This is a genomic window from Roseobacter weihaiensis (assembly GCF_020622345.1).
Classification (GTDB): Bacteria; Pseudomonadota; Alphaproteobacteria; order Rhodobacterales; family Rhodobacteraceae; genus Roseobacter; species Roseobacter weihaiensis.
Genome location: NZ_JACNMO010000024.1, coordinates 43,181 through 66,553 on the forward strand (window position 1 = coordinate 43,181; position 23,373 = coordinate 66,553).

General features: G+C 60.9%; 24 protein-coding genes. 11 read left to right on the forward strand and 13 right to left on the reverse strand.

The window, feature by feature from the left end:
* Nucleotide 1: 1 nt before the first annotated feature.
* The 3 genes from H7847_RS20660 to H7847_RS20670 form a co-directional block, all read right to left on the reverse strand.
* Nucleotides 2-1,408, reverse strand: a complete 1,407-nt coding sequence (locus H7847_RS20660; RefSeq protein ID WP_227271384.1) for a lactate utilization protein B — start codon at nt 1,406-1,408, stop codon at nt 2-4.
* Nucleotides 1,405-2,184 (reverse strand): (Fe-S)-binding protein, encoded by a 780-nt coding sequence (locus H7847_RS20665; protein ID WP_227271385.1) that lies wholly within the window; start codon nt 2,182-2,184, stop codon nt 1,405-1,407. The genes H7847_RS20660 and H7847_RS20665 overlap by 4 nt, the downstream gene beginning before the upstream one ends.
* 126 nt (nt 2,185-2,310) lie before the next feature.
* The gene (locus tag H7847_RS20670) at nt 2,311-3,636 is read right to left on the reverse strand and encodes a radical SAM protein (RefSeq protein WP_227271386.1); all 1,326 of its coding nucleotides are present in this window, start codon (nt 3,634-3,636) and stop codon (nt 2,311-2,313) included.
* Nucleotides 3,637-3,696: 60 nt separating this feature from the next.
* On the opposite strand from H7847_RS20670, the gene fnrL reads away from it, so the two are divergent.
* The 6 genes from fnrL (at nt 3,697) to H7847_RS20700 (ending at nt 10,129) form a co-directional block, all read left to right on the forward strand.
* Nucleotides 3,697-4,431 carry a transcriptional regulator FnrL gene (gene fnrL / locus H7847_RS20675; RefSeq protein ID WP_406676027.1) on the forward strand — a complete coding sequence of 245 codons (735 nt, stop codon included), beginning with the start codon at nt 3,697-3,699 and terminating at the stop codon, nt 4,429-4,431.
* Nucleotides 4,409-5,080, forward strand: coding sequence for a paraquat-inducible protein A (locus tag H7847_RS20680; protein ID WP_227271388.1), 672 nt, complete (start codon nt 4,409-4,411; stop codon nt 5,078-5,080). Before fnrL ends, H7847_RS20680 begins: the two co-directional genes overlap by 23 nt.
* Nucleotides 5,047-5,673: a paraquat-inducible protein A gene (locus tag H7847_RS20685; protein ID WP_227271389.1), complete on the forward strand. Its 627-nt coding sequence runs from the start codon at nt 5,047-5,049 to the stop codon at nt 5,671-5,673. The genes H7847_RS20680 and H7847_RS20685 overlap by 34 nt, the downstream gene beginning before the upstream one ends.
* Before the next feature lie 16 nt (nt 5,674-5,689).
* Entirely contained in the window at nt 5,690-7,771 is a 2,082-nt protein-coding gene (locus H7847_RS20690) for a PqiB family protein (protein WP_227271390.1), read from the forward strand.
* The gene (locus H7847_RS20695) at nt 7,772-8,332 is read left to right on the forward strand and encodes a PqiC family protein (protein WP_227271391.1); all 561 of its coding nucleotides are present in this window, start codon (nt 7,772-7,774) and stop codon (nt 8,330-8,332) included.
* Between the two features lie 171 nt (nt 8,333-8,503).
* Entirely contained in the window at nt 8,504-10,129 is a 1,626-nt protein-coding gene (locus tag H7847_RS20700) for an FMN-binding glutamate synthase family protein (protein ID WP_227271392.1), read from the forward strand.
* Here the strand turns inward: H7847_RS20700 and H7847_RS20705 are convergent.
* From H7847_RS20705 to H7847_RS20720, 4 genes are read right to left on the reverse strand one after another with little or no spacing between them, the layout of a single operon-like run.
* Nucleotides 10,126-10,269 carry a hypothetical protein gene (locus tag H7847_RS20705; protein ID WP_227271393.1) on the reverse strand — a complete coding sequence of 48 codons (144 nt, stop codon included), beginning with the start codon at nt 10,267-10,269 and terminating at the stop codon, nt 10,126-10,128. The genes H7847_RS20700 and H7847_RS20705 overlap by 4 nt on opposite strands.
* Before the next feature lie 54 nt (nt 10,270-10,323).
* Nucleotides 10,324-12,048, reverse strand: coding sequence for a sensor histidine kinase (locus tag H7847_RS20710; RefSeq protein WP_227271394.1), 1,725 nt, complete (start codon nt 12,046-12,048; stop codon nt 10,324-10,326).
* A 1-nt stretch (nt 12,049) separates the two neighbouring features.
* Nucleotides 12,050-12,607, reverse strand: a complete 558-nt coding sequence (locus H7847_RS20715) for an RNA polymerase sigma factor (RefSeq protein ID WP_227271395.1) — start codon at nt 12,605-12,607, stop codon at nt 12,050-12,052.
* Entirely contained in the window at nt 12,604-12,762 is a 159-nt protein-coding gene (locus H7847_RS20720) for a NepR family anti-sigma factor (protein ID WP_319799786.1), read from the reverse strand. The genes H7847_RS20715 and H7847_RS20720 overlap by 4 nt, the downstream gene beginning before the upstream one ends.
* A 105-nt stretch (nt 12,763-12,867) precedes the next feature.
* On the opposite strand from H7847_RS20720, the gene H7847_RS20725 reads away from it, so the two are divergent.
* Entirely contained in the window at nt 12,868-13,677 is an 810-nt protein-coding gene (locus H7847_RS20725) for a response regulator (RefSeq protein WP_227271397.1), read from the forward strand.
* A gap of 34 nt (nt 13,678-13,711) precedes the next feature.
* Here H7847_RS20725 and H7847_RS20730 read toward each other — a convergent pair whose 3' ends face one another.
* Nucleotides 13,712-14,641: a YihY/virulence factor BrkB family protein gene (locus tag H7847_RS20730; protein ID WP_227271398.1), complete on the reverse strand. Its 930-nt coding sequence runs from the start codon at nt 14,639-14,641 to the stop codon at nt 13,712-13,714.
* Nucleotides 14,642-14,833 carry a PLDc N-terminal domain-containing protein gene (locus H7847_RS20735; protein ID WP_227271399.1) on the reverse strand — a complete coding sequence of 64 codons (192 nt, stop codon included), beginning with the start codon at nt 14,831-14,833 and terminating at the stop codon, nt 14,642-14,644.
* Between the two features lie 240 nt (nt 14,834-15,073).
* Here H7847_RS20735 and H7847_RS20740 point away from each other — a divergent pair, with 240 nt between their 5' ends.
* Nucleotides 15,074-16,333, forward strand: coding sequence for an aminotransferase class V-fold PLP-dependent enzyme (locus tag H7847_RS20740; protein WP_227271400.1), 1,260 nt, complete (start codon nt 15,074-15,076; stop codon nt 16,331-16,333).
* Nucleotides 16,334-16,387: 54 nt separating this feature from the next.
* Entirely contained in the window at nt 16,388-17,689 is a 1,302-nt protein-coding gene (locus tag H7847_RS20745; protein ID WP_227271401.1) for an acetylornithine deacetylase/succinyl-diaminopimelate desuccinylase family protein, read from the forward strand.
* A 31-nt stretch (nt 17,690-17,720) separates the two neighbouring features.
* Here the strand turns inward: H7847_RS20745 and H7847_RS20750 are convergent, their stop codons facing one another.
* From H7847_RS20750 to panB, 3 genes are all read right to left on the reverse strand, one after another.
* Nucleotides 17,721-18,242 (reverse strand): P-loop NTPase family protein, encoded by a 522-nt coding sequence (locus H7847_RS20750; protein ID WP_227271402.1) that lies wholly within the window; start codon nt 18,240-18,242, stop codon nt 17,721-17,723.
* A 103-nt stretch (nt 18,243-18,345) separates the two neighbouring features.
* Nucleotides 18,346-19,200: a pantoate--beta-alanine ligase gene (gene panC, locus H7847_RS20755; RefSeq protein WP_227271403.1), complete on the reverse strand. Its 855-nt coding sequence runs from the start codon at nt 19,198-19,200 to the stop codon at nt 18,346-18,348.
* Nucleotides 19,197-20,036 carry a 3-methyl-2-oxobutanoate hydroxymethyltransferase gene (gene panB, locus H7847_RS20760; protein ID WP_227271404.1) on the reverse strand — a complete coding sequence of 280 codons (840 nt, stop codon included), beginning with the start codon at nt 20,034-20,036 and terminating at the stop codon, nt 19,197-19,199. Before panB ends, panC begins: the two co-directional genes overlap by 4 nt.
* A 136-nt stretch (nt 20,037-20,172) precedes the next feature.
* Between panB and H7847_RS20765 the strand changes: the two genes are divergently transcribed.
* Together H7847_RS20765 and H7847_RS20770 are read left to right on the forward strand one after the other, a co-directional pair.
* Entirely contained in the window at nt 20,173-21,648 is a 1,476-nt protein-coding gene (locus tag H7847_RS20765; protein ID WP_227271405.1) for an ABC transporter substrate-binding protein, read from the forward strand.
* Between the two features lie 279 nt (nt 21,649-21,927).
* Nucleotides 21,928-22,137 (forward strand): hypothetical protein, encoded by a 210-nt coding sequence (locus H7847_RS20770; protein WP_227271406.1) that lies wholly within the window; start codon nt 21,928-21,930, stop codon nt 22,135-22,137.
* An 89-nt stretch (nt 22,138-22,226) separates the two neighbouring features.
* Here H7847_RS20770 and H7847_RS20775 read toward each other — a convergent pair whose 3' ends face one another.
* Nucleotides 22,227-23,348: an acetoin utilization protein AcuC gene (locus H7847_RS20775; protein WP_227271407.1), complete on the reverse strand. Its 1,122-nt coding sequence runs from the start codon at nt 23,346-23,348 to the stop codon at nt 22,227-22,229.
* Between the last annotated feature and the right edge of the window lie 25 nt (nt 23,349-23,373).

Below are 23,373 nucleotides of genomic sequence, written 5' to 3' on the forward strand. Positions count from 1 at the left end.
GCTAATGCCTTTTCTTCTTGTACTGCTGCATGAAGGTGCCCGCCTCGGGCTGGGGCAGATCACGGGTCCGGGTCCAGCCGCCGGCCAGTGGCACCGCGCTGATCTTGCCGCGCCCCCGCGCCAGGACCCGCAGCCCGATATTGGCCGCCCCCGTGGCCAGCCGGTAAAGCGCGGGCCGCGTGGCCAGCATCGCCCAGAGCCGCAGGCTCCATGCCGTCCTAGGGCTTGCCATACCGGCATCAAACTGTCGCGCGCGCAGCGACCGCAGCATGTCAGGCAGGGGGATGTTCACCGGGCAAACCTCCTTGCAGCGGCCATTGAGCGTACAGGCGTTGGGCAAATCCTTGGACCCTTTCAACCCGGTCATTGCAGGGGTCAGCACCGACCCCATCGGACCGGGATAGACCGCGCCGTAGGCATGCCCGCCCACCGCGGAATAGACCGGGCAATGGTTCATGCAGGCCCCGCAGCGAATGCAGCGTAACATCGGGCGCAGGAAATCCGACAGCATGTCAGAGCGGTGGTTGTCTACCAGCACGATGTGCACCCTCTCTGGTCCGTCGCGGTCCCCTGCCCGCTTGGGCCCGTTGTAAAAGGTGGTGTATTGCGTGATCTCCGTCCCGATCGCGGCGCGGGACAGCAGCCGCAGGAACACGGCGGCATGCTTCAGGCTCGGGACCATCTTCTCAATGCCCACGGTCACGATATGGGTCCTGGGCGGGGTGGTGGTCAGCTCGGCATTGCCCTCGTTTGTCACCGTGATGAAAGAGCCTGTGTCCGCAATCAGGAAATTCGCGCCCGAGATCGAGATGTCGGCATTGAGGAACTTGGGCCGCAGCTCGCGTCGCGCGCTTTCCACCAGGGCGGGCACGTCCTGGGTGGCACTCGGTTGCGCGTGTTTGTCCGCAAAGAGCTCCGCCACCTGTTCATGGGTCTTGTGCATCGCGGGCATCACGATATGCGAAGGCGGGTCCCCGGCGAGCTGAATGATATGCTCGGCCAGATCGGTCTCGATCCGTTCGACACCTGCCTCGGCAAGCGCCTCACCGATGCCGATCTCCTCGCCCAGCATGGACTTCACGCGGGTGGCGGTCTTGGCCCCTTCCGCGGTGCAGATGTCGGTCACGATCTTGCGCGCCTCGGCCGGGGTGGCGGCCCAATGGACCTGCGCGCCGCTGGCGATGGCGTTTTGTTCGAACTGCCGCAGGTAATGACCCAGATTGTCGAGCGTGTGATCCTTGATCTTTTGCGCGGTCTCGCGGGCCTGGGCGTATTGCGGAAAATCAGCGATTACCCTGGCGCGTCGGCTGCGCAGCAGGGTCGTTGTCCGGTCCAGGGCGAGTTTGAGCGTTGGTTCAGCCAACGCGCGGGTCACGTTTTGGGAAAACCGATGCGACGTCTGTTTCATTTGAGCCTCGGGGCGCAGATGCCGGGGCCGTCTGCCATGCCTGCCAGCACTTCAACCGTGTGAAAGACGCGCAGGTCCGATCCGTCGCGGCTCAGCTTGCCGGCCATGTTCATCAGGCACCCCATATCGCCCCCCAACAGGGTGTCCGCATCGGTTGCTTTGATTTTGGCGGCCTTCTCCGCCACGATCGCGGTGGAAAGTTCGGGGTATTTCACGCAGAAGGTCCCGCCGAACCCGCAGCATTCGGTGTTGCCCTCAAGCGGCACCAGATCGAGCGCATCGACCTCGGCCAGCAGCGCGCGCGGCTGATCGTGCACTCCCAGATCCCGCAGGCCGGAGCAACTATCGTGATAGGTGGCGGTGCCGGGGTAACGAACACCCTTGGGTGTGTAGTGCAACACATCGGTCAGGAAACTCAGAATCTCCCAGGTTTTGGCCGAGACGGGCTTTTGTCGGGCCTGCCAGTCCGGATCGTCCTGAAACAATTCCCCATAATGGCTGCGGATCATGCTGGCGCAGGACCCGGAGGGCACGACGATATAGTCAAAAGGTTCAAAGGCCTCGATCACCTGACGGGCCAGCCTGCGGGTGGTTGCATCATCCCCGCTGTTGAACGCAGGCTGGCCGCAACAGGTCTGTGCGGCAGGGACCGAAACATCACATCCGGCGTCCTCCAAAAGCTTGAGACTGGCAAAGCCGATATTGGGGCGCATCGCATCCACAATGCAGGTCACGAAAAAGCCTATACGGGGTCTGCCATCCTGGGCGGTGTTCATTCTGGTCTCCCGTTGCGCCTGCGCGGCCGGTTTCCTGCCCAGCCCGCGCGGATATACTGTCGTTGAAAAAGCGGGGGCGGGCAACTGCCCGCCTGCAAAGGCCCCTGCGTCGAAAGCGCCTGAAGGCTAGGCGGGGGTGCTCAGCTGCTCAAGACTGTAGCACATCATCCGCGCCAAAGGGTGGGCCATCGGCTTTACGTTGATGCTGTCGTCGGTGATCTCCAGATAGGGGTCGTAAATCCTGCTGAGATTTCTGAAAGCCGTGTCCACGAAGCGTTCGGCATCGGGGTAGCTTTCAAGCATCGCCGTGCGATCAATGCGGAACTGGCACATCAGCATTTCGATCATTTTTCCAATGACCTGATCCGCGTGGGTCATTGCATAGCCCCGGTGCCCGGCCAGCACGCCTGCCCGGATGCTTTTCGTGTAGAGCGACGTGGCCGATAGGTTCTGCACAAACCCTTGCGGAAAGCGCGAAATCGCGGAGGCCCCCAACCCGATGAGCGCATAAGAGGCGTTATCCGAATAGCCCTGAAAATCACGTTGCAATTTGATACCGTTGCGGGCTGCGACCAGCGTGTCGTCCGGCCGGGCATAATGATCGATCCCGATGGGCTCGTAGCCGTCCGATACCAGAATATGCCGGGCCACCTGCGACATCACAAAGGCATCCTCGGCTGCGGGCAGATGGCGCGCGTCGATCATGATCTGACGTTTGGCGAGGTTCGGCACATGCACATATTCGCAGACCGCCAGACGATCCGGATCCATCGCCAAGACCTGTTGCGTCGTCTCGGCAATGGAGGTGCTTGACTGCGACGGCAGCCCGTAAAGCAACTCCATATCCAGAAACTCCAGACCGGCGCGGCGCAGCTTGCGCACCACCTTGAGGGTCTGGTCAAAGCTCTGCCGACGTCCGATCTGCTTTTGCACATTTGGGTCAAAATCCTGCACTCCGACAATCGCGCGGTTCATGCCGCGCGCGATCAGGCCGTGGATCAGGTCTTCGCGGACCTGCGTTGTATCGATTTCGATCGACCCCTCAAACCCCACTGCCTTTGGGAAAGCCGCAAAGACATCATCAAGCAGCCGGTCCATGACGGGTTGCGCCAGCAAGGTCGGCGTGCCTCCGCCAATGTAAAGGCGCGCGAGCCGCACGCCGGAGGGCATTCTGGCGCTGACCTGAGCCAGCTCCTTTTGGATGATGTCGATATAGGCGGAGACGACGTCCTGCCGATCTGCCGCCTGTGTCCGGCAGGCGCAAAACCAGCACAGGTTTTCGCAATAGGGCACGTGAATATAGAGAGAAATCTTCTCGTGTGCCGGCACGGCGCGCAGCCAGTCCTGCTGGAACAACTTACCTTCGGCGGCAACAAACCGGTCAGCCGGAGGATAACTCGTGTACCGCGGCACACGTGCGTCGAACAGTCCCGAGCAACGCAGTTGTTCCAAGTTCTCCATCCGGCTATACTAGGCCCAAGTGCGCCCGACCGTTTGATGTAGGTCAAGTTTTTGAAGAATAATGTAATCTCCGGTGTAAAATGCACAGACTGCCCGATCCAGCATCGGGCGGTCTGTTCCCGTTGTGACCATGCCGAGCTCATGTTGCTTGAGTCGATGAAGAAATACAGGTCTTTCAAGGCCGGTGAAGCAATCTTCTGGCGCGGGGATGATCTGACATATGTGGCCTCGGTGATCGAGGGGGTGGCGACGCTTGAGAAGACGATGGAGGACGGGCGGACGCAAATGGTGGGCCTGCTGCTGCCGTCTGATTTCATCGGCCACCCCGGCAGAACACGAATCGACTTTGATGTGACGGCGGCCAGCGATGTCGTCTTGTGTTGCTTCGACAGAGCGCCCTTCGACCAGCTTTTGAAGGACGTGCCGCATATCTCGCAGCGCATGATCGAACTGGCGATGGACGAGTTGGATGCCGCCCGCGACTGGATGCTGCTGCTGGGGCGTAAAACCGCGGGCGAAAAGATCGCCACCTTTGTGGAAATGGTTGTGCGACGCCAGCATTTTGACCGTAAGGATGGTATGCGCCCCGATCTGGTTCTGCCGCTGTCGCGGGGCGATATCGCCAACTATCTGGGGCTTACGGTTGAAACAGTCAGCCGTCAGATCGGCAAGTTGAAGTCGGATGGCATTCTGGAGTTCATCGACAAACGCCGGTTCCGGGTCATCGACCTTGAACGCCTGCAGCAGGCGACGGGGGACGACGATGACGGCGGTGTCATTGTCTGAAGCGGCCTCGGGTGTCCCCACGCTGCCCTTGAAACCGCGTGCCGACCTGATTGTCTGTCCCAGATGTGACGCCGTTTTTGCGCTGAAGCGCCCTGAAAACGGACAGCGGGCGGTTTGTCAGCGCTGCGCCACCGTTCTCATCACACCGCGGCGCAAGGCGGGGCTTCAGATCATCGCGCTGTCGGTTGCAATCGTGATCCTGATCCTCGGGGCGGCCTTCTTTCCGTTTCTGTCGGTCCATGCCGTCGGAGCGAGCAATTCGGTCTCCATCATAGACGCGGCCCTTGCCTTCAGTGACGGGCCGCTGATCCTGCTGTCGCTGGCCACAGCGGCGCTGATCTTTCTGATCCCGCTCTGTCGTGTGCTGTTGTCTCTCTACGTGCTGGTCCCCCTGGTGGCGGACCGCCCGCCCGCCCGCCACGCCGCCAGGGCCTTTCGCCTGGCAGAGACGCTGCGTCCCTGGTCGATGGCTGAAATCTTCGCCATCGGCTGCGCGGTGGCCGTCATCAAGATCAGCGATCTGGCCGATGTCACCTTTGGCCCGGCCTTCTGGATGTTTGCGGCACTGGTTGTGCTGGTTGTGGTGCAGGAAAATTTCATTTGCAGGTGGTCCGTATGGAACGCGTTGAGCACACGGCGAAAATCGTAACAGCGCGCCAGCTGGGCCTGGTGGCGTGCCAGCGCTGCCAGCAGGTCTGGCCGCAAGAGGTGGATCGTTGCACGCGCTGCGGGCATAGGCTGGTCGGGCGCGACCGCAAAAGCCTGCAACGGGTCTGGGCGTTCTGGGTGATTGGGCTGATGTGCTACGTGCCTGCGAACCTCTATCCGATGCTGCAGACGCGGACATTTTTCTATACCCAGCGGGACACGATCATCGGCGGCGCTATCGAGCTTGTCCACTATGGCAGCTATGCCGTTGCCGCGATCATTCTCTTTGCCTCGGTCGCAATCCCCATCGGCAAGTTTCTGGCCATTGCCTTTCTGGCGGTTTCGGTGCAACGGCCCTCCTCGGTCTCCAAAGGACAGCGTCAGATGCTTTTCGAGGTGGTAGAGTACATCGGGCGCTGGTCGATGATTGATATCTTTGTGGTTGCGATCCTGTCCTCTCTGGTGCAACTCAACGTCGTGGTTGCGATCTATCCGGGGCCTGCCAGTCTGTTTTTTGCCTTGTCGGTTATTTTCACTATGCTTTCTGCACAGGCCTTTGACAGCCGGATGATTTGGGACGCCGACGACGCGTAGGAAGAAAGAACCGAAGATGACTGACGTCCCCCCCGTGTCCATTGATGCGGATGAAAGACCGGCCTTCAGGAACATGTCGATTGTCTGGGTCATTCCGCTGGCGGCGCTGGTCATCGCACTGGCGGTAGCCTGGCAGTCCTACAATGACCGTGGTCCTCTGATATCCATTGAATTTTCCAATGGGGCCGGGATCACCGCGCGCGAAACGGATCTGCGGTTTCGCGATGTCAGAGTGGGTGTCGTAGAAGAGCTGCAGTTCAGCGAAGGTCTGCAATCGGTGATTGCACGGGTGCGGGTGGAGAAGGAAGTCGCCCCCTTTATCGATTCCGCCGCCACCTTCTGGGTCGTGCAGCCGGAATTGACCGCGCAGGGTGTCAGCGGGCTGGACACGGTGCTGAGCGGTGTTTTTATCGAAGGCTCCTGGGACGGTGAAATCGGGCCGCCCCGCGACAGTTTCCGTGGGTTTGCGACACCGCCGCTCTATCGACCGGGCGAGGAAGGGTTGCAAATCGCCTTGCGGTCCATCCCCGGCGGGTCGCTGACCGATAACACGCCGATCCTCTACCGGGGGATAGAAGTGGGTCGCGTCGGGACCGCGCGGATCTCGGAACGGGGTAACTTCGCCATCGCCGAGGCCATTATCTACGACCCGCATGGTCGGTTGATTACCCCCTCAACGCGGTTTTGGGACACATCCGGGTTCAGCGTGTCGATCGGGCCGGCCGGGGCTCAGGTCGATTTCTCCTCGCTGGCGTCGCTCGTCGGCGGGGGCATTACCTTTGACACGTTTGTCTCGGGCGGGGCACCGGTCGGAGACGGATCGGTTTTTGAAGTCTTCGCCTCGGATACGGATGCGCGCAACAGTGTCTTTAACGCTTCCGAGGTGGAAATCCTGGAGATGCGGGTGATCTTTGACGAGAATATCTCGGGCCTCTCGCTCGGCGCGCCGGTGGAGCTGAGCGGGCTGCGGATCGGGTCGGTTGAGAACCTCTCCGGCATCGTGGATGAGGACACCTACGGCGATAACCGCGTGCGGCTCAGTGTTGTGCTGGGTATTCAGCCGGCCCGCCTGGGGCTTTCAGGTGACGTGACGCCCGAAGCGGCGCTGGCCTTTCTTGGTGAACGTGTACGCAACGGTCTGCGGGCGAGACTGGCATCCGGCAACTTGCTGACCGGCGGATTGAAGGTGGAGCTGGTCGAGGTCGAGGATAGCCCCCCTGCCGAGATTGACGTAGCGAGCGGCCCGGTCCCGGAAATGCCCTCAACGGCAAGCGAAATCTCGGATGCGGCGGCGACCGTCGAAGGTGTCTTTACCCGTATCAACAGCCTGCCGATCGAAGACCTCTTGATCAGCGCGATCAGCTTTCTGGAGAGCGCGCAGAGCCTTCTGACAAGCGACGATCTGCGCGCCGCCCCGCAGGATCTGAGGGCCTTGCTGGGGGATATTCGCGGGGTTGTCACCTCCGATAGCGTCACTGAAATCCCCGTGACGCTGAACACGGCACTGACGCGGCTGGACATGATCCTAGCCCAGATAGAGCAAGAGCAGGCCGTGGCGCGGATTTTGGCCGCGATAGATACCGCGACCACCGCCGCAGACACGCTGGGCAGCTCGGTTGAGGGCCTGCCAAGGCTGGTAGACCAGTTGGGCGGTGTGGCGGAGAAAGCCGCCGCCCTGCCGCTGGAAGAGCTCACCGCACAGATCACGCAGATCCTCAACTCGGCGGATGATGTGCTGGGCGCCCCCGCCATGCAGGACCTGCCCTTGTCGCTGGCCGGCGCGTTCAACGCGTTGGAGGCGACCTTGTCGGAACTGCGCGCCGGAGGGGCCGTTGCCAATGTGAATGCAACGTTGCAGTCGAGCCGGGATGCGGCGGACGCGGTGGCCCTTTCCACCCGTGATCTGCCCGCGCTTGTGGACCGCATCACAGAGGTTTTCGATCAGGCCAGCGCCACGATTGCCGGGTACAACAAGGGCGAGGTGGTCAGCCGGGATGCACAGGCTGCGCTGCGCGATATCTCTCAGGCGGCAGATGCCATTACAGCCCTTGCACGTTTGCTTGAACGCAACCCCAGCGCTTTGATACGAGGGCGATAAATGAAACCTCTTTTGCACGTTTTGACATTGATCGGGGCGCTGGCGGCCTGTGGGGCGTCACCGGACCGTTATGCGGTGACCCAGCCCACAACAGCGCAGACGCAACGGATTGCCTTTGGCGCGCTGGAAGTGCGCGATGTGTCCCTGCCTGCTTATGCCGCTGCCGATGAGATCACGATCCGCGCCGGGGATGGCAGGGTGGTCAGCGATGGCCGCGTCCTTTGGGCCGACACACCCGACCGGGCGGTCGCCTTGGAGCTGAGCAGGCATCTGGCGCAGATCACCGGCGCGCGGGTCGCCTCTGATCCCTGGCCTTTTGACGCCTTCCCGGACGCGCGGCTCGACGTGCGGTTCGAAACCCTGATTGCCGGGACGGATGGGCAGTACCGTGCTGCGGGGCAGTATTTCGTGGCCGTGCCCGACGGGCGGCGGGAGCGATCGGGCCTGTTCGATTTGGCGGTGGGTTTTGACCCTGCGGCAGGCCCTGCGGCAATCGCGGCGGCACGGGGGCGGATCATACTGGATCTGGCCAGCTTTATTGCGCGCGAGGGGCTGCGCTAGCCACCCGGCTGCCTGACACGGCCCCTCAAATCCTGACCGGCGCTCCTGCGCAACTAAATGTCTGACCGTCCAAGGCAAATCCTTGCACATAGTCCCGCAATGTCACACGATCAGGGGCAGCTGATTTGATCGAGCAGGTCGCTGCCGCGGGATTCGAAAAGGGAATGATCTATGCACGCTTTGGAACAGATGTTGCGGTTTACCACGCTCGCTGTTGTCGCTCTCATGACCCTTCTTTGCCTGGTTGCGGCTGCGATCTGGGGACCCTGGCTTCTGATCCCTTTCGTGGCCTTTGGCGCATTGACCCTGCTGGGCGTGCATGACCTGCGACAGCCGGATCACTCCATCCTGCGGAACTACCCTGTTCTGGGGCATATGCGGTTTCTGTTCGAGGGGATCCGGCCGGAGATCCGCCAGTACCTGATTGAATCCGATCAGGATGAAGAGCCGTTTTCGCGGGATGCGCGGTCTCTTGTTTATCAGCGCGCCAAGGGGCAGGAGGACAAGCGCCCTTTCGGGACACGCATGCGGGTTTACGATGCGGGATATGCCTGGGTGACCCATTCGGTCTGCCCGATCCACATCGAAGATACCGATTTCCGCGTGATGATCGGTGGGCCGGCCTGTACGCAACCTTATAACGCGTCGATCTACAATATTTCGGCGATGAGCTTTGGCTCGCTTTCAGGCAATGCCATCGAGGCTCTGAACAAGGGCGCAAAGATGGGCGGATTTGCGCATGACACCGGCGAAGGCTCGGTGAGCCGCTATCACAAGACCGGCGGGGGAGACCTGATCTTTCAGGTGGCTTCCGGGTATTTCGGGTGCCGCAACGGGGATGGGACTTTTAACCCCGATAAATTCCGTGAAACGGCCAGCCTCGACCAGATCAAGATGATCGAGATCAAGCTGAGCCAAGGCGCAAACCCGGGCCATGGCGGCATGCTGCCCGCCTCCAAGATCAGCGAGGAGATCGCCGAAGCGCGCGGCATTCCGATGGGTGTGGACTGTGTGTCTCCCGCGGCGCATTCCGCCTTTTCGACCCCTCTGGAGATGATGGCGTTCATCGCAAAGCTGCGCGAGCTGTCGGGTGGCAAACCTGTCGGTTTCAAGCTGTGTATCGGCCACAGACGCGAGTTCATGTGCATGGTCAAAGCCATGCTGGAAACCGGCGTTGTCCCGGATTTCATTGTGGTCGACGGGACCGAAGGCGGCACCGGGGCAGCTCCGGTCGAATTTACCAACCATGTGGGCATGCCGATGGTCGAAGGGCTGGCCTTTGTGCACAACACGCTGCGGGGGGCGGGCCTGCGCGATCAGATCAAGATCGGGGCGGCGGGCAAGATCGTCTCGGCCTTCGATGTGGCGCGGGCGTTGGCGCTGGGGGCGGATTGGTGCAATTCAGCCCGCGGGTTCATGTTTGCCATCGGCTGCATTCAGGCGCAGGCCTGCCACACCAATCACTGCCCCGTGGGTGTGGCCACACAAGACCCGGTGCGGGCCCGTGCGCTGGATGTCGGATCAAAATCGCACCGGGTGGCGCGCTATCACCGCAATACGCTCAAAGCCTTGGGCGAGATGACAGGGGCGGCAGGGCTTGGACAGCCCGGAGATTTCATGCCGCAACACATGATGCTGCGGCTGGGGGACAAAAAGATGGTCGAAGCCAGCGACGCCTTTACCTATCTGCCGGAAGGGTTCTTGCTGAACACGGAGGAGGAGTCAGCCGTGCTGTCTGACTATCGCAATCGGTGGAACCGCGCAGATGAAAAGAGTTTTGCGCCCCCGCCCTTTTAACGCGATTTCCGCGCAGCGCTTTTTGGATCGGGCCGGGGCAGGTCTTGGGTGGGCGCATCGTCCGTGCGTGTGGCGACCATCAGGATAACCGCAACCAGCGCCAAACCACTGGACCCAATTGCAAAAAGCTCAATCGACATACCAAATCCCTACAGGCCGAAACGCACAAAGCCTGTTTCATAGGAGGAATTGGTTCAGAAATCGTAAGCGTCCTTGACGCGTTGCAGAATTGGAAACCGGAGCTTTAACGCGTGCTCATCGTTTTCAAATCCAACTTCCACATGGCCGTTCAACTGACGTGCGAAGGCGCTGATGAGCTGTGAGCCCAGACCGGTGCCTGCGCTGCCCTGGGCACCGGCGGTCGAGTTGACGATGCAGAATTCCGCCTCGGCTTCGTCGGTCTTTTTCAGCGATATCTCAAGCCGGGTAGGTCCACCATCGCGGGGCGGCCCGAGATATTTCAACGCGTTGGTGAGTGCCTCGGAGACCAGCAAGGTCAGCGGGGCTGCATCATCCGCATCCATCTCGATCGACGCATATTGCTGCGTGAGCTGCACGCCGCGCGCGGCAGACAGGCCCATGACCAAAAGCTGGCCGATGATCTCTTCGACAAGCTTGCCCGCGTCCACGCGGTCCAGATCCTCGGTCTGATAGAGGTTCTTGTGCACTGTCGCGAGGCTGAGCAGACGGTCCTGCAATCGTTTGAGCACCTGCCGGGCGTCGTCTGACTGCGCGCGCCTGATCTGCATGTTCATCAGCGAGGAGATCAGCTGCAGATTGTTTTTCACCCGGTGATGGACTTCTTTCAGCAGGATGTTTTTGTCGCGCAGGTTATTTTCCAAAGCGGCCTCGTCCCGCACGATTGAATCGGCCATCCGCACAAAAGCTTTCTGAATTTCTACCAGTTCTCGGGGGACGCCCTGCCCCAAGGCGGTCCGGGGTACCCTGCGGTTATAGGCAAAATGGCGCATCTGACGGCCAAGCTTGCGGATATGGCGCACCGCCAGCCGGTTCAACGACCAAAAGGCCACCACGAGGCTCGCCAGCCACATCAGCACCGGCAGCGACAGGCTCAGGCCAATGGACTGGCGCAGGCTCTCTTGCATTTCGTCGGGTCGCCAGATGCTCATTGCGTAGGCGACACCCGGCACAACAGGCACAACCGCATAGATGCGGGAGGCGCCGTCAAAATTTATGTCTTTGAAGACGGTGGGCTCTTGCCCGACCAGTTTGCTCAGCGGTTTGCTGGCTGGCAGGTCGATGTCCGTAATCTCTCTGGCCCGGTCAGAGCGGACAATGACGCCATCGGCGTTGAAGGTCACGATATTGGCCGGCATACCTTGCAGCGGCGAGGCCATCTCGGCCGCGATGACCGTCAGCGGGACGGACATTGTCATGAAACCCGCAAAGCCTACGCGGGTAAAAAACGGCTGCGACAGCACCAGTACCGGTTCACCGCTGATCGCGCCTTCGGGGTTCCAGGTGATCTGGCGCCTTGGCGCTTCGACTTCTTCCACGAAACCGGGAAAACCGCTGAAATCAAATTCGCTACCCGCAGAGGAACACCGCATGACACCGTCAGGGGGAAGATACCCGATGAAGGAATAGCGCCCCACCGCCCGCCGATATGCCTCCAGAAACGTCGAGCAGGCGCGCGCGTCCCGTGCATAAAGCTGGGCCAGCGCGCTCAGGGCTTCTGCCGCACCAAAGGCTTCCTGAAAGATCGACCGCTCGGCACTGGCCGCCTGATCGGTGAGGGCCAGCAAAGACAGTTCGGAATTGGAATTCGCCTGACGGGCAATCTCTCGGGTCTGAAACACGGCGATCAGGCCAAAGGGCAGCAACGCCAGCGTCAGAAACAGCAGGATGCGAAAGGCGAGCCCTTTGAAGACATCGCCATCAAGGAAACCGCCTGTCATATCACGCGGATGCGGTTCTTCCGGCTGTCAGAACGGACAGGGTCGCGTCATCGGTCATTTCCAGCGCGTCCTCCTCTTCGAGTTGCATCAGTTCTGCCAGCCGCTGCCGGGCACGTCCTGTCCGGCTTTTTACGGTGCCAACGGCAACGCCGCACATCCTGGCCGCCTCTTCATAAGAAAACCCGGAGGCGCCGACAAGCAATAAGGCCTCGCGCTGTTCATCGGTCAATTGTCCGAACGCTGACCGGAAGTCGGCGAGTTGCAGCCGCCCGTCATGCGCCGGTTTCTCCGCCAGGGCCCCGGTGTGAATGCCGTCGACATCTGCAACTTCGCGTTTTGTCTTGCGCCGTTGCGAATAATAGGTGTTGCGCAGGATCGTAAAAAGCCAGGCGCGCAGGTTGCTGCCGGCCTCGAATTTTTCGATGTTGGTCCAGGCTTTGACAATGGTATCCTGGACCATGTCGTCCGCGGTGGCGGCGTTACGGGTCAGGCTGATTGCAAAGGCCCTCAGGGCGGGCAGATGATCCACAAGGTCGTCGCGGGGATCATAAAAGGTCATTTGCAGGAACCCTGATCCTGCTCTTGCTGTTTGAGCGCTTCAAGCAGCACGCGGAACCGATCTGGCACAGCCTGCTCGACCGCCTCGTCATAGACCCGCTTGAGGTTCTCATCAATGATCGTTTCCCGTTTCCGATCTGCGCCTGACTGAGCCATTGAGATCAAAATTCCCCGAAGCGGTTGAAAGTGTTAGACCCGATTGCAAGTGAACCTCACTGAACACTATATGGTTCCCAAGACGCTGAAAAAAAGGACGCGGTTATGTCGGATACTTCAAATACCCAGGATGTGAGTGACCAACTGGGTACCTACCTGCCCTATCTGCGCCGTTTTGCGCGGGCGATGACCGGCAGCCAATCCAGCGGAGACAGCTTTGCCGCGGCAGCCCTCGAAGCCATCCTGATCGACCGTTCGGTGCTGGAGGGGGTGGATGTCAAAACCGGGCTCTTCCGCGCGCTCTACCGCATCTGGTCCAGTGCGGGTGCCCCGGTCGACGAAGGCGAAAGCGGATTGAAAGCCCGCGCGCAACGCCACATGAGCAAGCTGACCGACAACAGCCGCGAAGCGCTTTTGCTGCATACGCTTGAAGGCTTCACCTTTGATAAGATTGCAGAAATCATCGGGATTGATCAGGGTGAGGCCGAAGAACTTGTCGAGATTGCGCGCCGCGAGATATCGGATGCGGTCTCGGGCTCGGTGATGATCATCGAGGATGAGGCGATCATCGCGATGGACCTTGAAAACATCATTTCCGATATGGGTCACAGGGTCACGGGCGTTGCGCGCACCCGCGAAGAGGCCGTATCCCTGGGGAAAGCGGACAAGCCCGATCTGATCCTCGCCGACATTCAGCTGGCGGATAATTCGTCTGGAATAGACGCGGTCAACGATCTGATGGAAGCGCTCGGCGATCGCCCGGTTATTTTTATCACAGCCTTCCCCGAACGGCTGCTGACAGGCGAAAAACACGAACCGGCTTTCCTGATCTCAAAGCCTTATGCGGAGGATCAGGTGATCTCCGCGGTCAGTCAGGCGATGTTCTTTTCGTCCACCGAAACATTGAAGAGCTGAAAGCCCGCAGGCGACCCCGAACGCGCGGCAAGGCTTAACTGGTTGGGGGCAAAATGATGGTGTCCCGGACCGGCATCGTCTTTTCATTCTCCATGCTCTCGGCGGGGTCTTGGTGCAGAGCGCGCATTTTGGCACTGCGGGCCTCCAGCTCGGCGTTCAGCGCGGCCCCGAAGAGTACCAGAAAACTGCTGATCCAGAGCCAGACCAGCATCGCAATCACCGCGCCGATCGAGCCGTACACTTCGTTGTAGTTCGCAAAATGTGTGACGTAGAACGAAAAGCTGATCGACACGATTGCCCAGGCGACGGCTGAAAACACCGATCCGACGGTCACGAGCCGGGTCTTTTCCGGTCGGCGGTTCGGGCCAAAGCGGTACAGCATCCCGATGCCGGCAAAGATAACCGCAATCGCGATCATCCAGCGCAGCAGATCGATGATGACACTTGCAAAAGCGCCAAGTGCCAAGAAGGCCAGCAGGATCGGCACCACAACAACGGTGAGCAGGGCGACAATACCCACAGCCACCAGGCTGACGGTCAGCAGGATCGCCCGCAGGTAGTGCCGCCAGGTGGCCCGCCCGTCGGTGCCGTAGACCTCGTTGAGCCCATGCATCATCGCCCCCACGCCGGCGCGTGCGGACCACAGCGCCAGCATTAGTGAGATCAACCCAGCCCAACCCAGTGTATCAGAACTGGTGCTGACCAGACCGACGATCTGGGCGTTCAGGATGTCGTAGACATCATCCGGCATCAGCCCGCGCATCTCTTCAAGCTGGACGACGACCACTGCCGGGTCCGCGATCAGGCTGAGGACCGCGATCAACGCCGCGAGCGCGGGAAAGAGCGACAGCATGGAGAAAAACGCAACACCCGCCGAGATCAGAGAAAGGTTGTTACGACCGATCTGTCCGAAGGCCGCCGTGACCGCATCGCGGTAAAGGGGAAAGGCGCTTTTTGCTGTCATCTATGCGGATGCCTTTGCTGCCCTTGGTCCAGCCAACACCCAAATGATAAAGCCAATCAGCGGCATGACAAGGATGAGCACGATCCACAGGACCTTGGCCCCCGTGCCGGCGCGCGACCCGAAAACGGATACAATCGCCCAGATGTTCAGCACCAGCAGAATAAATCCGCCTATTCCTGCAACTTCCAACATGGTCCGGTCTCCTACAGTTGTGCTTGTGATCTTTTCTTAACGCTTTGGCTGTCGTTGCGGTTCCCTCGCAGCGGCTCTGGGGCATGGGCCCGCTTGACGCTATTCTACCGCGTAACGGGCAACACACAAAGCCCGTCATATGCGCATGTGATCGCGCGGCAGCCTTGGCCCCCAGCTCACTTGACGAAGGGAAGTTTCCCGCGCACTGAGGCTTTGGACTTTTGCCAAGAGGACATGACAATGACAGCCTTTGCGCCAGAGATGATGCAGGACATCCGCAGCCGGTTTGCCCATGTGGAAAGCTGCCCGTTTCAGGGGCCGCGCGTCTTTTTTGAGAACGCGGGCGGTGCGTTGACGCTCACCTCGGTGGTCGAGACATCGGCGAAATTCGCAGCCCTGCCGGACAACCAGGGCCGCGATAACCCTGCCGCGCAAGCGCTCGGTCAGATCATCAAACGCGCAAAGTCGGATATGGCCTGCTTTTTCAATCCCAAAGGCGGGCAGTTCTTTGTCGGGGAAAGCGGCACGGAGCTGACCTTCCGCCTGATCCGCGCAGCCGCGATGGGCACCTCTGCGGGTCGCATCATCGGCTCCACGGTGGAACACCCCGCGTCGCGATCTGCCGCGCAGCACTGGGCGGAGCACACGGGCAAACCCTATATCTGCGTGCCGCATGACAATGCCACCGGTGCCGTCTCTGCCAAGGCCTATGCCCAGCACATGCACCCCGACGTGCAGGTGGCCACGATCCTGCACACATCGCCGGTGACCGGCATTGCCAATGATGTGGCGGCAATCAGCGCGGCCGTTCGCGCCACGGCCCCGCAGGCTTTCATCATCGTTGACGGCATTCAACACGCCAGTCACGGGCGGATCGACATCGCCTCTTATGACATCGACGGATATGTCGTCTCGCCCTATAAGGTCTTCTCGCGCCACGGTTATGGGGTCGCCTGGGTCTCTGACCGGATGAACGGCCTGCCGCTGGAGCAGTTGATCGACGGCCCCGCCACGAACTGGGAAATGGGGACGCGGGACACCGGTGCCTACGCCACCTTCTCGGATGTGGTCCGTTACTTCGATTGGCTCGGGAGCAGGCATGCCGACACTCAAGACCCGCGTCAACGCATCGAGGCCGCAGGGGCCGTGATCCACGCCCATGAAAAGACGCTCACCGCCGCAATGCTGAAAGGTACCGGCAATCTGCCCGGGCTGGCGGAACTGCCCGGTGTCACGATTTTGGGCGGCGTGGACAACCTGATGCGCGAGGGGCTGGTCTGCTTTGCCCTGGACCATATTCCCGCCGCAGAGATCGTTGCAAAGCTGAACGCCCACGGCATTCGGACTCACATTCGCAAGGCGGATCACTACTCCGGCAATATCCTGACGCCGCTTGGCCTCACCGCTGCGGTGCGGGTGTCGATCTGCCATTATAACACCCTTGAAGAGGTTGCGGCCCTGCTTGCCGCGATGAAACAGATCGCCGCCCCCGCATCCTAGACGGAGCCGCTGCATTTCGCTTGCCATTTCCTGCCCGCGTGCCAAGGTTCGGGCATGACCGCAAAGCTCTCAGACACCATCGCTGCCAGACGGGACGAGCTGATCGCGTTGACCCAGGACCTGATTCGCATCCCGACCCTCAATCCGCCCGGGGAGCACTACCGCCAGATTTGCGAGTTCCTCGCGACCCGGCTGAAACGGCACGGGTTCGCAGTTGAATTGATCCGGGCGACAGGCACGCCGGGCGACAGTGACACATACCCCCGGTGGAACGTGGTGGCCCGTCACGAGGGTGCCAGCAAAGGCCCCTGCGTGCATTTCAACAGCCACACGGATGTGGTCGAGGTCGGTCAGGGCTGGACCCATGACCCCTTCGGCGGCACGCTGGAGGGCGGCAGAATCTACGGGCGCGGGGCCTGCGACATGAAAGGCGGGCTCGCAGCCTCGATCATCGCGGTGGAAGCCTTTATCCACACCCACCCCGACTATGCAGGGGCGATTGAAATCTCCGGCACGGCGGATGAGGAATCGGGCGGCTACGGCGGGGTCGCCTATCTGGCGGAGCGGGGATATTTCGACCCCGCCCGCGTGCAGCACGTCATCATCCCGGAACCCTTGAACAAGGACCGCATCTGTCTGGGCCATCGCGGCGGATGGTGGGCAGAGATCGAGACCCACGGCGAGATTGCCCATGGCTCCATGCCGTTTCTGGGCGACTGCGCGATACGCCATATGGGCGCGGTGCTGGAGGCGTTCGAAGACAAGCTATACCCGGCCATGGCCACGCGGCACACGGATATGCCAGTGGTGCCGTATGGTGCGCGCCAGTCCACGATGAACATCAACTCGATCCACGGCGGGCAGGCCGAACAGCCGGCCGATTTCGACGGGCTGCCGGCCCATTGCGTGCCGGACAGCTGTCGGATCGTGATCGACCGCCGCTTCCTAATGGAAGAGCCGCTTGAACAGGTCCGTGCCGAGGTGACCGATTTGCTGGAAGCGCTGAAAACGACGCGGCCCGATTTCGACTATACGCTCACAGAGATCAATGCGGTGCTGCCATCGATGACGGATCGGGATGCCCCGGTTGTGCGCACGGTGGCCGAGGCGATCGAAAAGGTCATCGGCAGGCCGCCCGAATACGTTGCTTCCCCCGGGACCTATGACCAGAAACACATTGACCGGATCGGCAAGCTGAAAAACTGTATTGCCTACGGGCCTGGCATTCTGGAGCTTGCCCACAAGCCCGACGAATATGTGGGCGTGGACGATATGATCGACAGCGCGCAGGTCATGGGTGCGGCCCTTGAGACATTGCTGCTGAGTATTGAACAGGCAGACGTGTCCGCACCATAGGGCGAAGGACCGCATTGACCTTCGGCATCTTTCAGACTGGCGTTTTGGCCCACTTGGTGACGACCGCGATACGGTCTTTTTCGTTGCGACATCGCCATTTTTGAAGCCCATCTGCGCGACAGTACACTTCTGATATATATGTGCGGAATTTCGATCTGTTCCTGAGACTGCGAAGAGCGAATTTGTACTGCTGCCAAGGCCAATCGACATTGCCGGCTGGTAGTTCTGGCCTCGTTTCTCCAAGATATTTCCAAGGGCGCTTTGCGAGCTGCCAGGCCCTGATATGTTCAGGCGGATCCAGCCAAACGAGCGCATCAGCCTTTCCAACGGCTTGAGATAAAAGGCTTGGACCACCTTCGAGTATCCACGCTTCCTTCTCAAGCTCTCTTGCCAAAGCAGCATCTATTTCCGGGCGAGGTCGCTGCTGCCAGTCGGTCCGGAGCTTGATTGCATCAAAGGAAATCACAGGAATCTCTGGTCGGACCAAAGCCAACTTGGCCCCGAAGTGGCTTTTCCCTACACCATTTGCACCAGTGATGATGATCTTCTTCAACCAAAACTCGCTGTCATGTGGCTTCAAAGCGAAGCATAGCGGGTGCGGTTCCGATAGCCAACGGCAGGGTCGTCCCACTCAGCGGACATTTCTAACACATCGGTCACCGCGCAACCGGTACATCGATGTTGTCAATCAACCGCACACCTGCAAGCCACGCTGCGGCAAAAAGACGGGCGGGTTCTGTTGGTTGGTCTAATAGTTTCAGGTCTGTGCAGGCGCGCAATTCGAAGTAGTCTACGCTGGTGAAACCGGCGAGATCGAGTTTGGTGACAGCGTCTGCTTGTACATTGGCAAAAGGAACGCCCTGCGCCAACTGGCCTGCGACCTCGGTCATCACTTCGGACAAGTGCTGTGCTTTGACCCGCGCGCGGTCCGACAGCAGCAGGTTGCGCGAGGACATCGCCAGCCCGTCTTCCTCGCGAATGGTCGGGCACCCGATGACATCGACCGGTAAATCCAGATCCCGCGCCATGCGCTGCACCACCATTAATTGCTGAAAATCCTTCTCGCCAAAGAAGGCCTTGTCGGCGGAGGTCTGGGTGAAAAGCTTGGTCACAACCGTGGCCACCCCGTCAAAGTGACCGGGCCGGTGCGCCCCACAGAGCACATCCGTCATGCCGGTCACAGAAACGTTGGTGGCAAAGCCCTCCGGATAGATTTGCGTTATATCCGGGGCATAGACCGCATCCACGGCAAAGCGCTCCAGCTTGCGCGCATCCGCCTCTTCGGTGCGCGGATAGGCAGCCAGATCGGCGGCCTGGTTGAACTGCTTGGGGTTTACGAAGATCGTAACAATCACCCGGTCGCAGGCCGCTTTCGCCGCGGCGACAAGACTCAGATGCCCGTCATGCAACGCGCCCATGGTTGGGACGACGCCGATGGTGTCGCCTTGCGCGTGCCAGTTCCGCGTGGCCTTGCGCAGCGCGGGCAATGTTCGAACAATCGGCGGGATCATTGCGCGGCTTTGACCTCGGGGGGCGTGTCCGAAAAGACATGTTCCGGTCCGGGAAACCGCCGCGCGCGCACATCGGCGGCGTAGGCTGCAATCGCGGCCTCGCCCGCAGCACCCAACTCCGCATAACGTTTCACGAATTTGGCCTTGAAGGCCGTGAACAGCCCCAGCATGTCATCAACCACAAGGATTTGCCCGTCACAGCCGGGCGAGGCCCCGATGCCGATGGTCGGGATATCGATCGTGGCGGTGATCCGGTCCGACAAGCCCTGCGGCACCTTCTCAAGCACAACCGCAAAGGCCCCTGCCTCGGCGACGGCCTGCGCATCCTGCATCAGGGTGTCCGCCTCTGCCCCGCGCCCCTGCACGCGGTAGCCGCCCAGCGTATTGATCGATTGCGGTGTCAGCCCGATATGCGCCATCACCGGAATGCCGCGTTTGACCAGAAAATCAATCGTCCCGGCCATAGGCCGACCGCCTTCGAGCTTGACCGCCCCGGCCCCTGTTTCCCGAATCAGGCGCGCGGCACTCTCAAAGGCTTGCTCGGGGCTCTGCTCATAGCTGCCAAAGGGCATGTCGATCACCATCATCGCACGGCTCAGCCCCCGCGACACGGCACGGCCATGCAGGATCATCATCTCCAGGGTGACCTCCAGCGTCGACGGCAAGCCATGCAGCACCATCCCCACGCTGTCGCCCACCAGGACAAAATCGCAATGGGCATCCATCATCTGCGCCATGGGCGTCGTATAGGCCGTGAGGCTCACAAGAGGCTCACCCCCCTTGCGGGCCTTGATATCGACAGGCAGGGGGGCTGTCTTTCTGGCGGTCGCACTCATCCGCACTCTCCCACTCTGGTTATCTGAGTGGATAGCAAGGCGAGATGCAAAAATCCACGGCAAAGCGGGTCGCGCCTATTGATTGACGCGCCGTTTGTAAGGACACTGACGTCAGCCGCACAACGGGGACCTTTTCATGCCAACGCTCAACCGCACGTTTCTTGCCACCGCTTTTGCTGCCCTTGCCACCGCCGCCACGGCGCAAACCGATATCACCGTGGCCGTTCAGCTTGAGCCGCCGCACCTTGACCCGACATCTGCGGCAGCGGGCGCCATTGATACGGTGCTTTATTCCAACGTCTTCGAGGGGCTGACCCGGTTTGCCGCCGACGGTACCATCGTGCCCGGTCTGGCTGCCGCCTGGGAAATCTCGGACGACGGGCTGACCTATACCTTCACGCTGCGGGACGGTGTGACCTTTCACGACGGCACGGCCATGGACGCCGAGGATGTGAAATTCTCGCTCGACCGCATTCTGGCCGACGACAGCGCAAACGCGCAAAAGGCGCTTTACACCGGCATTGACGCGGTTGAGGTGATCGACCCGCTGACCGTGCGCCTGACGCTGAGCGCGCCCAATGGCAACATGCTCTTCAACCTGGCCTGGGGCGATGCGGTGATCGTGGCCCCCGAAAGCATCGAGGGCATCAAACAGCGACCCATCGGCACCGGCGCGTTCAAATTCGTGGAATGGGTGCAATCGGACCGGATCGAACTGGTGCGCAACGACAGCTATTGGGGCACGCCGGCGGCGCTGGAGGCGGCGACCTTCAAGTTCATCTCCGACCCCACGGCGGCCTTTGCCTCGGTGATGGCGGAGGATGTCGATTACTTCTACGCCTACCCCGCGCCCGAAAACCTGCCCCAGTTCGAGGCAGACCCGCGCTTTCAGGTTCTGGTCGGCTCGACGGAGGGCGAGACGATCCTGAGCATCAACAACAAACGCCCGCCGTTTGACAATGTACTGGTGCGTCAGGCTTTGACCCACGCCATTGACCGTCAGGCCCTCATCGACGGCGCGATGTTCGGCTACGGCACCCCCATCGGGACGCATTTCGCGCCGCACCACCCGGCCTATGTCGATCTGACCGGGCAGTCCGCCTATGATCCCGAAAAAGCCCGCGGTCTGCTGGCGGATGCCGGGCTGGCGGAGGGGTTTGAGACGAACCTCTATCTGCCGCCGCCCTCCTACGCGCGCCGGGGAGGCGAGATCATCGCGGCACAGCTGGCGCAGGTGGGGATCCGGGCGCAGATCATCAACGTCGAATGGGCGCAATGGCTGGAGTCGGTGTTTCGCGGCAAGGATTTCGGCCTGACCATCGTCAGCCACACCGAGCCGATGGACATCGGGATCTATGCCAACCCGGCGTATTACTTTCAGTACGACAATCCCGATTTCCAGACCGTGATCGAAACTCTGAACGGCACCACCGACCCGGATGAGCGGCAGAACCTGATGCAACAGGCGCAGCGCATGATCGCGGAGGACTACGTGAACGGCTACCTCTTTCAACTTGCGCAATTGTCGGTGGCGAAAGCCGGGCTCGAAGGTCTCTGGGTCAATGCCCCGACGCAGGCCACGGACCTGACCGCCGTTCGATGGACCGACTGACAGAAATGCTGCATCGGCAAAAAAGAGCGCAGTGCTTGGCTTTGTCCTTGGGATGTCAGGGGTATTCCAAAGCAGCCACCATACGGGTGCGGTCTTTTTAATCATTTGCCCTTGAAATGTGCGATTTTTCGCAACTATAGCGTGAAGTCAGGGGTCCTTTGTGTTACAGTTTGTCACAGATCAATGTAGCGCAGCAAGACTGTGCCTATATGTGGATTGCGTGACCGGTTACCTGCGCGCCCGATCGATAGGGTAACCTGACATAGGGGAGAGAAGCACATGACTGACCTGGAACTTCAAGCATCACAACTAGAAGCCAAGGTGGAAAACGCATCTCATGCAGAGCGTATCCGTCTACAGCCGCAAGTCGACAGGGTTGTAACAACACTCGCCATGCAAGGATACACCGTCCCGAACAGGCTTCGGACGATTAACAACACCCTGAAAGACGAAGTACTGGACGACATGTTCGATAACATGCCTGTCTGAAACTGCCTTCAAGTCACACCCTGAAAGACATCTGGCGGTTGGATCCTGATCCAGCCGCTTTGTCTTTTTTGCGGCTTGATAGGCGTCTATCAGCCCTTGCGTGATGCGCGCTGCGACAAGCGCCACACGCGATCTGTGATCTCGGCGCGGATGGGTCCGCCACGTGCTGCGTCCTGCAATGTTGTGAACCAATGCTCTGGCGGGTTCTTGCCGCGCCGGTTGCCGTCGAACCGCAGCGCACGCAGCACGGCTTCGGCCTCGGGTGGCAGGCGGTCGGGGATCTCATGGCCGTTCAGGGTTGCCCAGACACCCGTCCAAAGCCTGCCGACCGACCAGGGGTTATACCCCCCACCCCCCAACACCAGGAATCGCCGGGCCAGCCCCATCAGCGCCCGGGTCACCGCCCAGTGGGCGTTGTTGCTCAGCGACAGATGGGCCAGCGGGTCTTCCTCGACCCCGTCTGCGCCGCAGAGCAGTACCACCGCATCCGGGCGAAAGGTCTCGACCTGCGGCACGATCAGCGCATCGCGGATATAGGCCATCTCGTCATCGTTCAGCCCGCGCGGCACCGGCAGGTTGAGTGCCGAGCCGCCGGCATCGTCGTCCAGCAGCCCGGTGCGCGGCCAGAGCCCTTCTTCATGCACAGAGATCATCAGACAGTCGGGATCACCATGAAAGCCCTCCGCCACCCCGTCGCAGTGATGCGCATCAATATCCACATAGGCGATTCGGCGCACCCCGCTGCGGCGCAGGCTCAGCATCGCCAGCACCGGGTCATTGAGATAGCAAAACCCGTTGGCGCGATCCGGCATGCCGTGGTGTGTTCCGCCGGGCGGGTTGTAGATGATCCCGCCGTCGCGCAGCAATTCCCCCGCCAGCAGCGAGCCGCCCGCCGCCGTGGCGGGGCGCCTGAAAATCTCCGGGTAAACCGGATTGGTCACCGAACCCAGATCGTGCCGGGCACGGTCCTGCGCTGTGGCCTCCTGTGTCGCCTCCACCCGTTGCAGCGATGCGATGTACGCGGGCGTGTGCCAGACATGCAGCGCCTTGGGCTTGGCGCGCGGGGCGATGATGAACTGCTCGGGCGGCAACCAGCCCAGGGCGCGGGACAGGTCCATCACGGTCGACACACGCGGCACCCGCAACGGGTGCCAACGACCATAACTGGAATGGCGAAAGATTTCTGCTCCGATCAGGCGCGGCTTGCTCATGGGCCTGACCTAACGCATCCGCTTG

Bases quoted from the DNA above. Each gene is read 5' to 3' on its own strand.
- H7847_RS20660 (WP_227271384.1), bottom strand. From the start codon at position 1,408: ATGAAACAGACGTCGCATCGGTTTTCCCAAAACGTGACCCGCGCGTTG.
- H7847_RS20665 (WP_227271385.1), bottom strand. From the start codon at position 2,184: ATGAACACCGCCCAGGATGGCAGACCCCGTATAGGCTTTTTCGTGACC.
- H7847_RS20680 (WP_227271388.1), top strand. From the start codon at position 4,409: ATGACGGCGGTGTCATTGTCTGAAGCGGCCTCGGGTGTCCCCACGCTG.
- H7847_RS20685 (WP_227271389.1), top strand. From the start codon at position 5,047: ATGGAACGCGTTGAGCACACGGCGAAAATCGTAACAGCGCGCCAGCTG.
- H7847_RS20690 (WP_227271390.1), top strand. From the start codon at position 5,690: ATGACTGACGTCCCCCCCGTGTCCATTGATGCGGATGAAAGACCGGCC.
- H7847_RS20695 (WP_227271391.1), top strand. From the start codon at position 7,772: ATGAAACCTCTTTTGCACGTTTTGACATTGATCGGGGCGCTGGCGGCC.
- H7847_RS20700 (WP_227271392.1), top strand. From the start codon at position 8,504: ATGCACGCTTTGGAACAGATGTTGCGGTTTACCACGCTCGCTGTTGTC.
- H7847_RS20705 (WP_227271393.1), bottom strand. From the start codon at position 10,269: ATGTCGATTGAGCTTTTTGCAATTGGGTCCAGTGGTTTGGCGCTGGTT.
- H7847_RS20710 (WP_227271394.1), bottom strand. From the start codon at position 12,048: ATGACAGGCGGTTTCCTTGATGGCGATGTCTTCAAAGGGCTCGCCTTT.
- H7847_RS20715 (WP_227271395.1), bottom strand. From the start codon at position 12,607: ATGACCTTTTATGATCCCCGCGACGACCTTGTGGATCATCTGCCCGCC.
- H7847_RS20720 (WP_319799786.1), bottom strand. From the start codon at position 12,762: ATGGCTCAGTCAGGCGCAGATCGGAAACGGGAAACGATCATTGATGAG.
- H7847_RS20725 (WP_227271397.1), top strand. From the start codon at position 12,868: ATGTCGGATACTTCAAATACCCAGGATGTGAGTGACCAACTGGGTACC.
- H7847_RS20730 (WP_227271398.1), bottom strand. From the start codon at position 14,641: ATGACAGCAAAAAGCGCCTTTCCCCTTTACCGCGATGCGGTCACGGCG.
- H7847_RS20735 (WP_227271399.1), bottom strand. From the start codon at position 14,833: ATGTTGGAAGTTGCAGGAATAGGCGGATTTATTCTGCTGGTGCTGAAC.
- H7847_RS20740 (WP_227271400.1), top strand. From the start codon at position 15,074: ATGACAGCCTTTGCGCCAGAGATGATGCAGGACATCCGCAGCCGGTTT.
- H7847_RS20745 (WP_227271401.1), top strand. From the start codon at position 16,388: ATGACCGCAAAGCTCTCAGACACCATCGCTGCCAGACGGGACGAGCTG.
- panC (WP_227271403.1), bottom strand. From the start codon at position 19,200: ATGATCCCGCCGATTGTTCGAACATTGCCCGCGCTGCGCAAGGCCACG.
- panB (WP_227271404.1), bottom strand. From the start codon at position 20,036: ATGAGTGCGACCGCCAGAAAGACAGCCCCCCTGCCTGTCGATATCAAG.
- H7847_RS20765 (WP_227271405.1), top strand. From the start codon at position 20,173: ATGCCAACGCTCAACCGCACGTTTCTTGCCACCGCTTTTGCTGCCCTT.
- H7847_RS20770 (WP_227271406.1), top strand. From the start codon at position 21,928: ATGACTGACCTGGAACTTCAAGCATCACAACTAGAAGCCAAGGTGGAA.
- H7847_RS20775 (WP_227271407.1), bottom strand. From the start codon at position 23,348: ATGAGCAAGCCGCGCCTGATCGGAGCAGAAATCTTTCGCCATTCCAGT.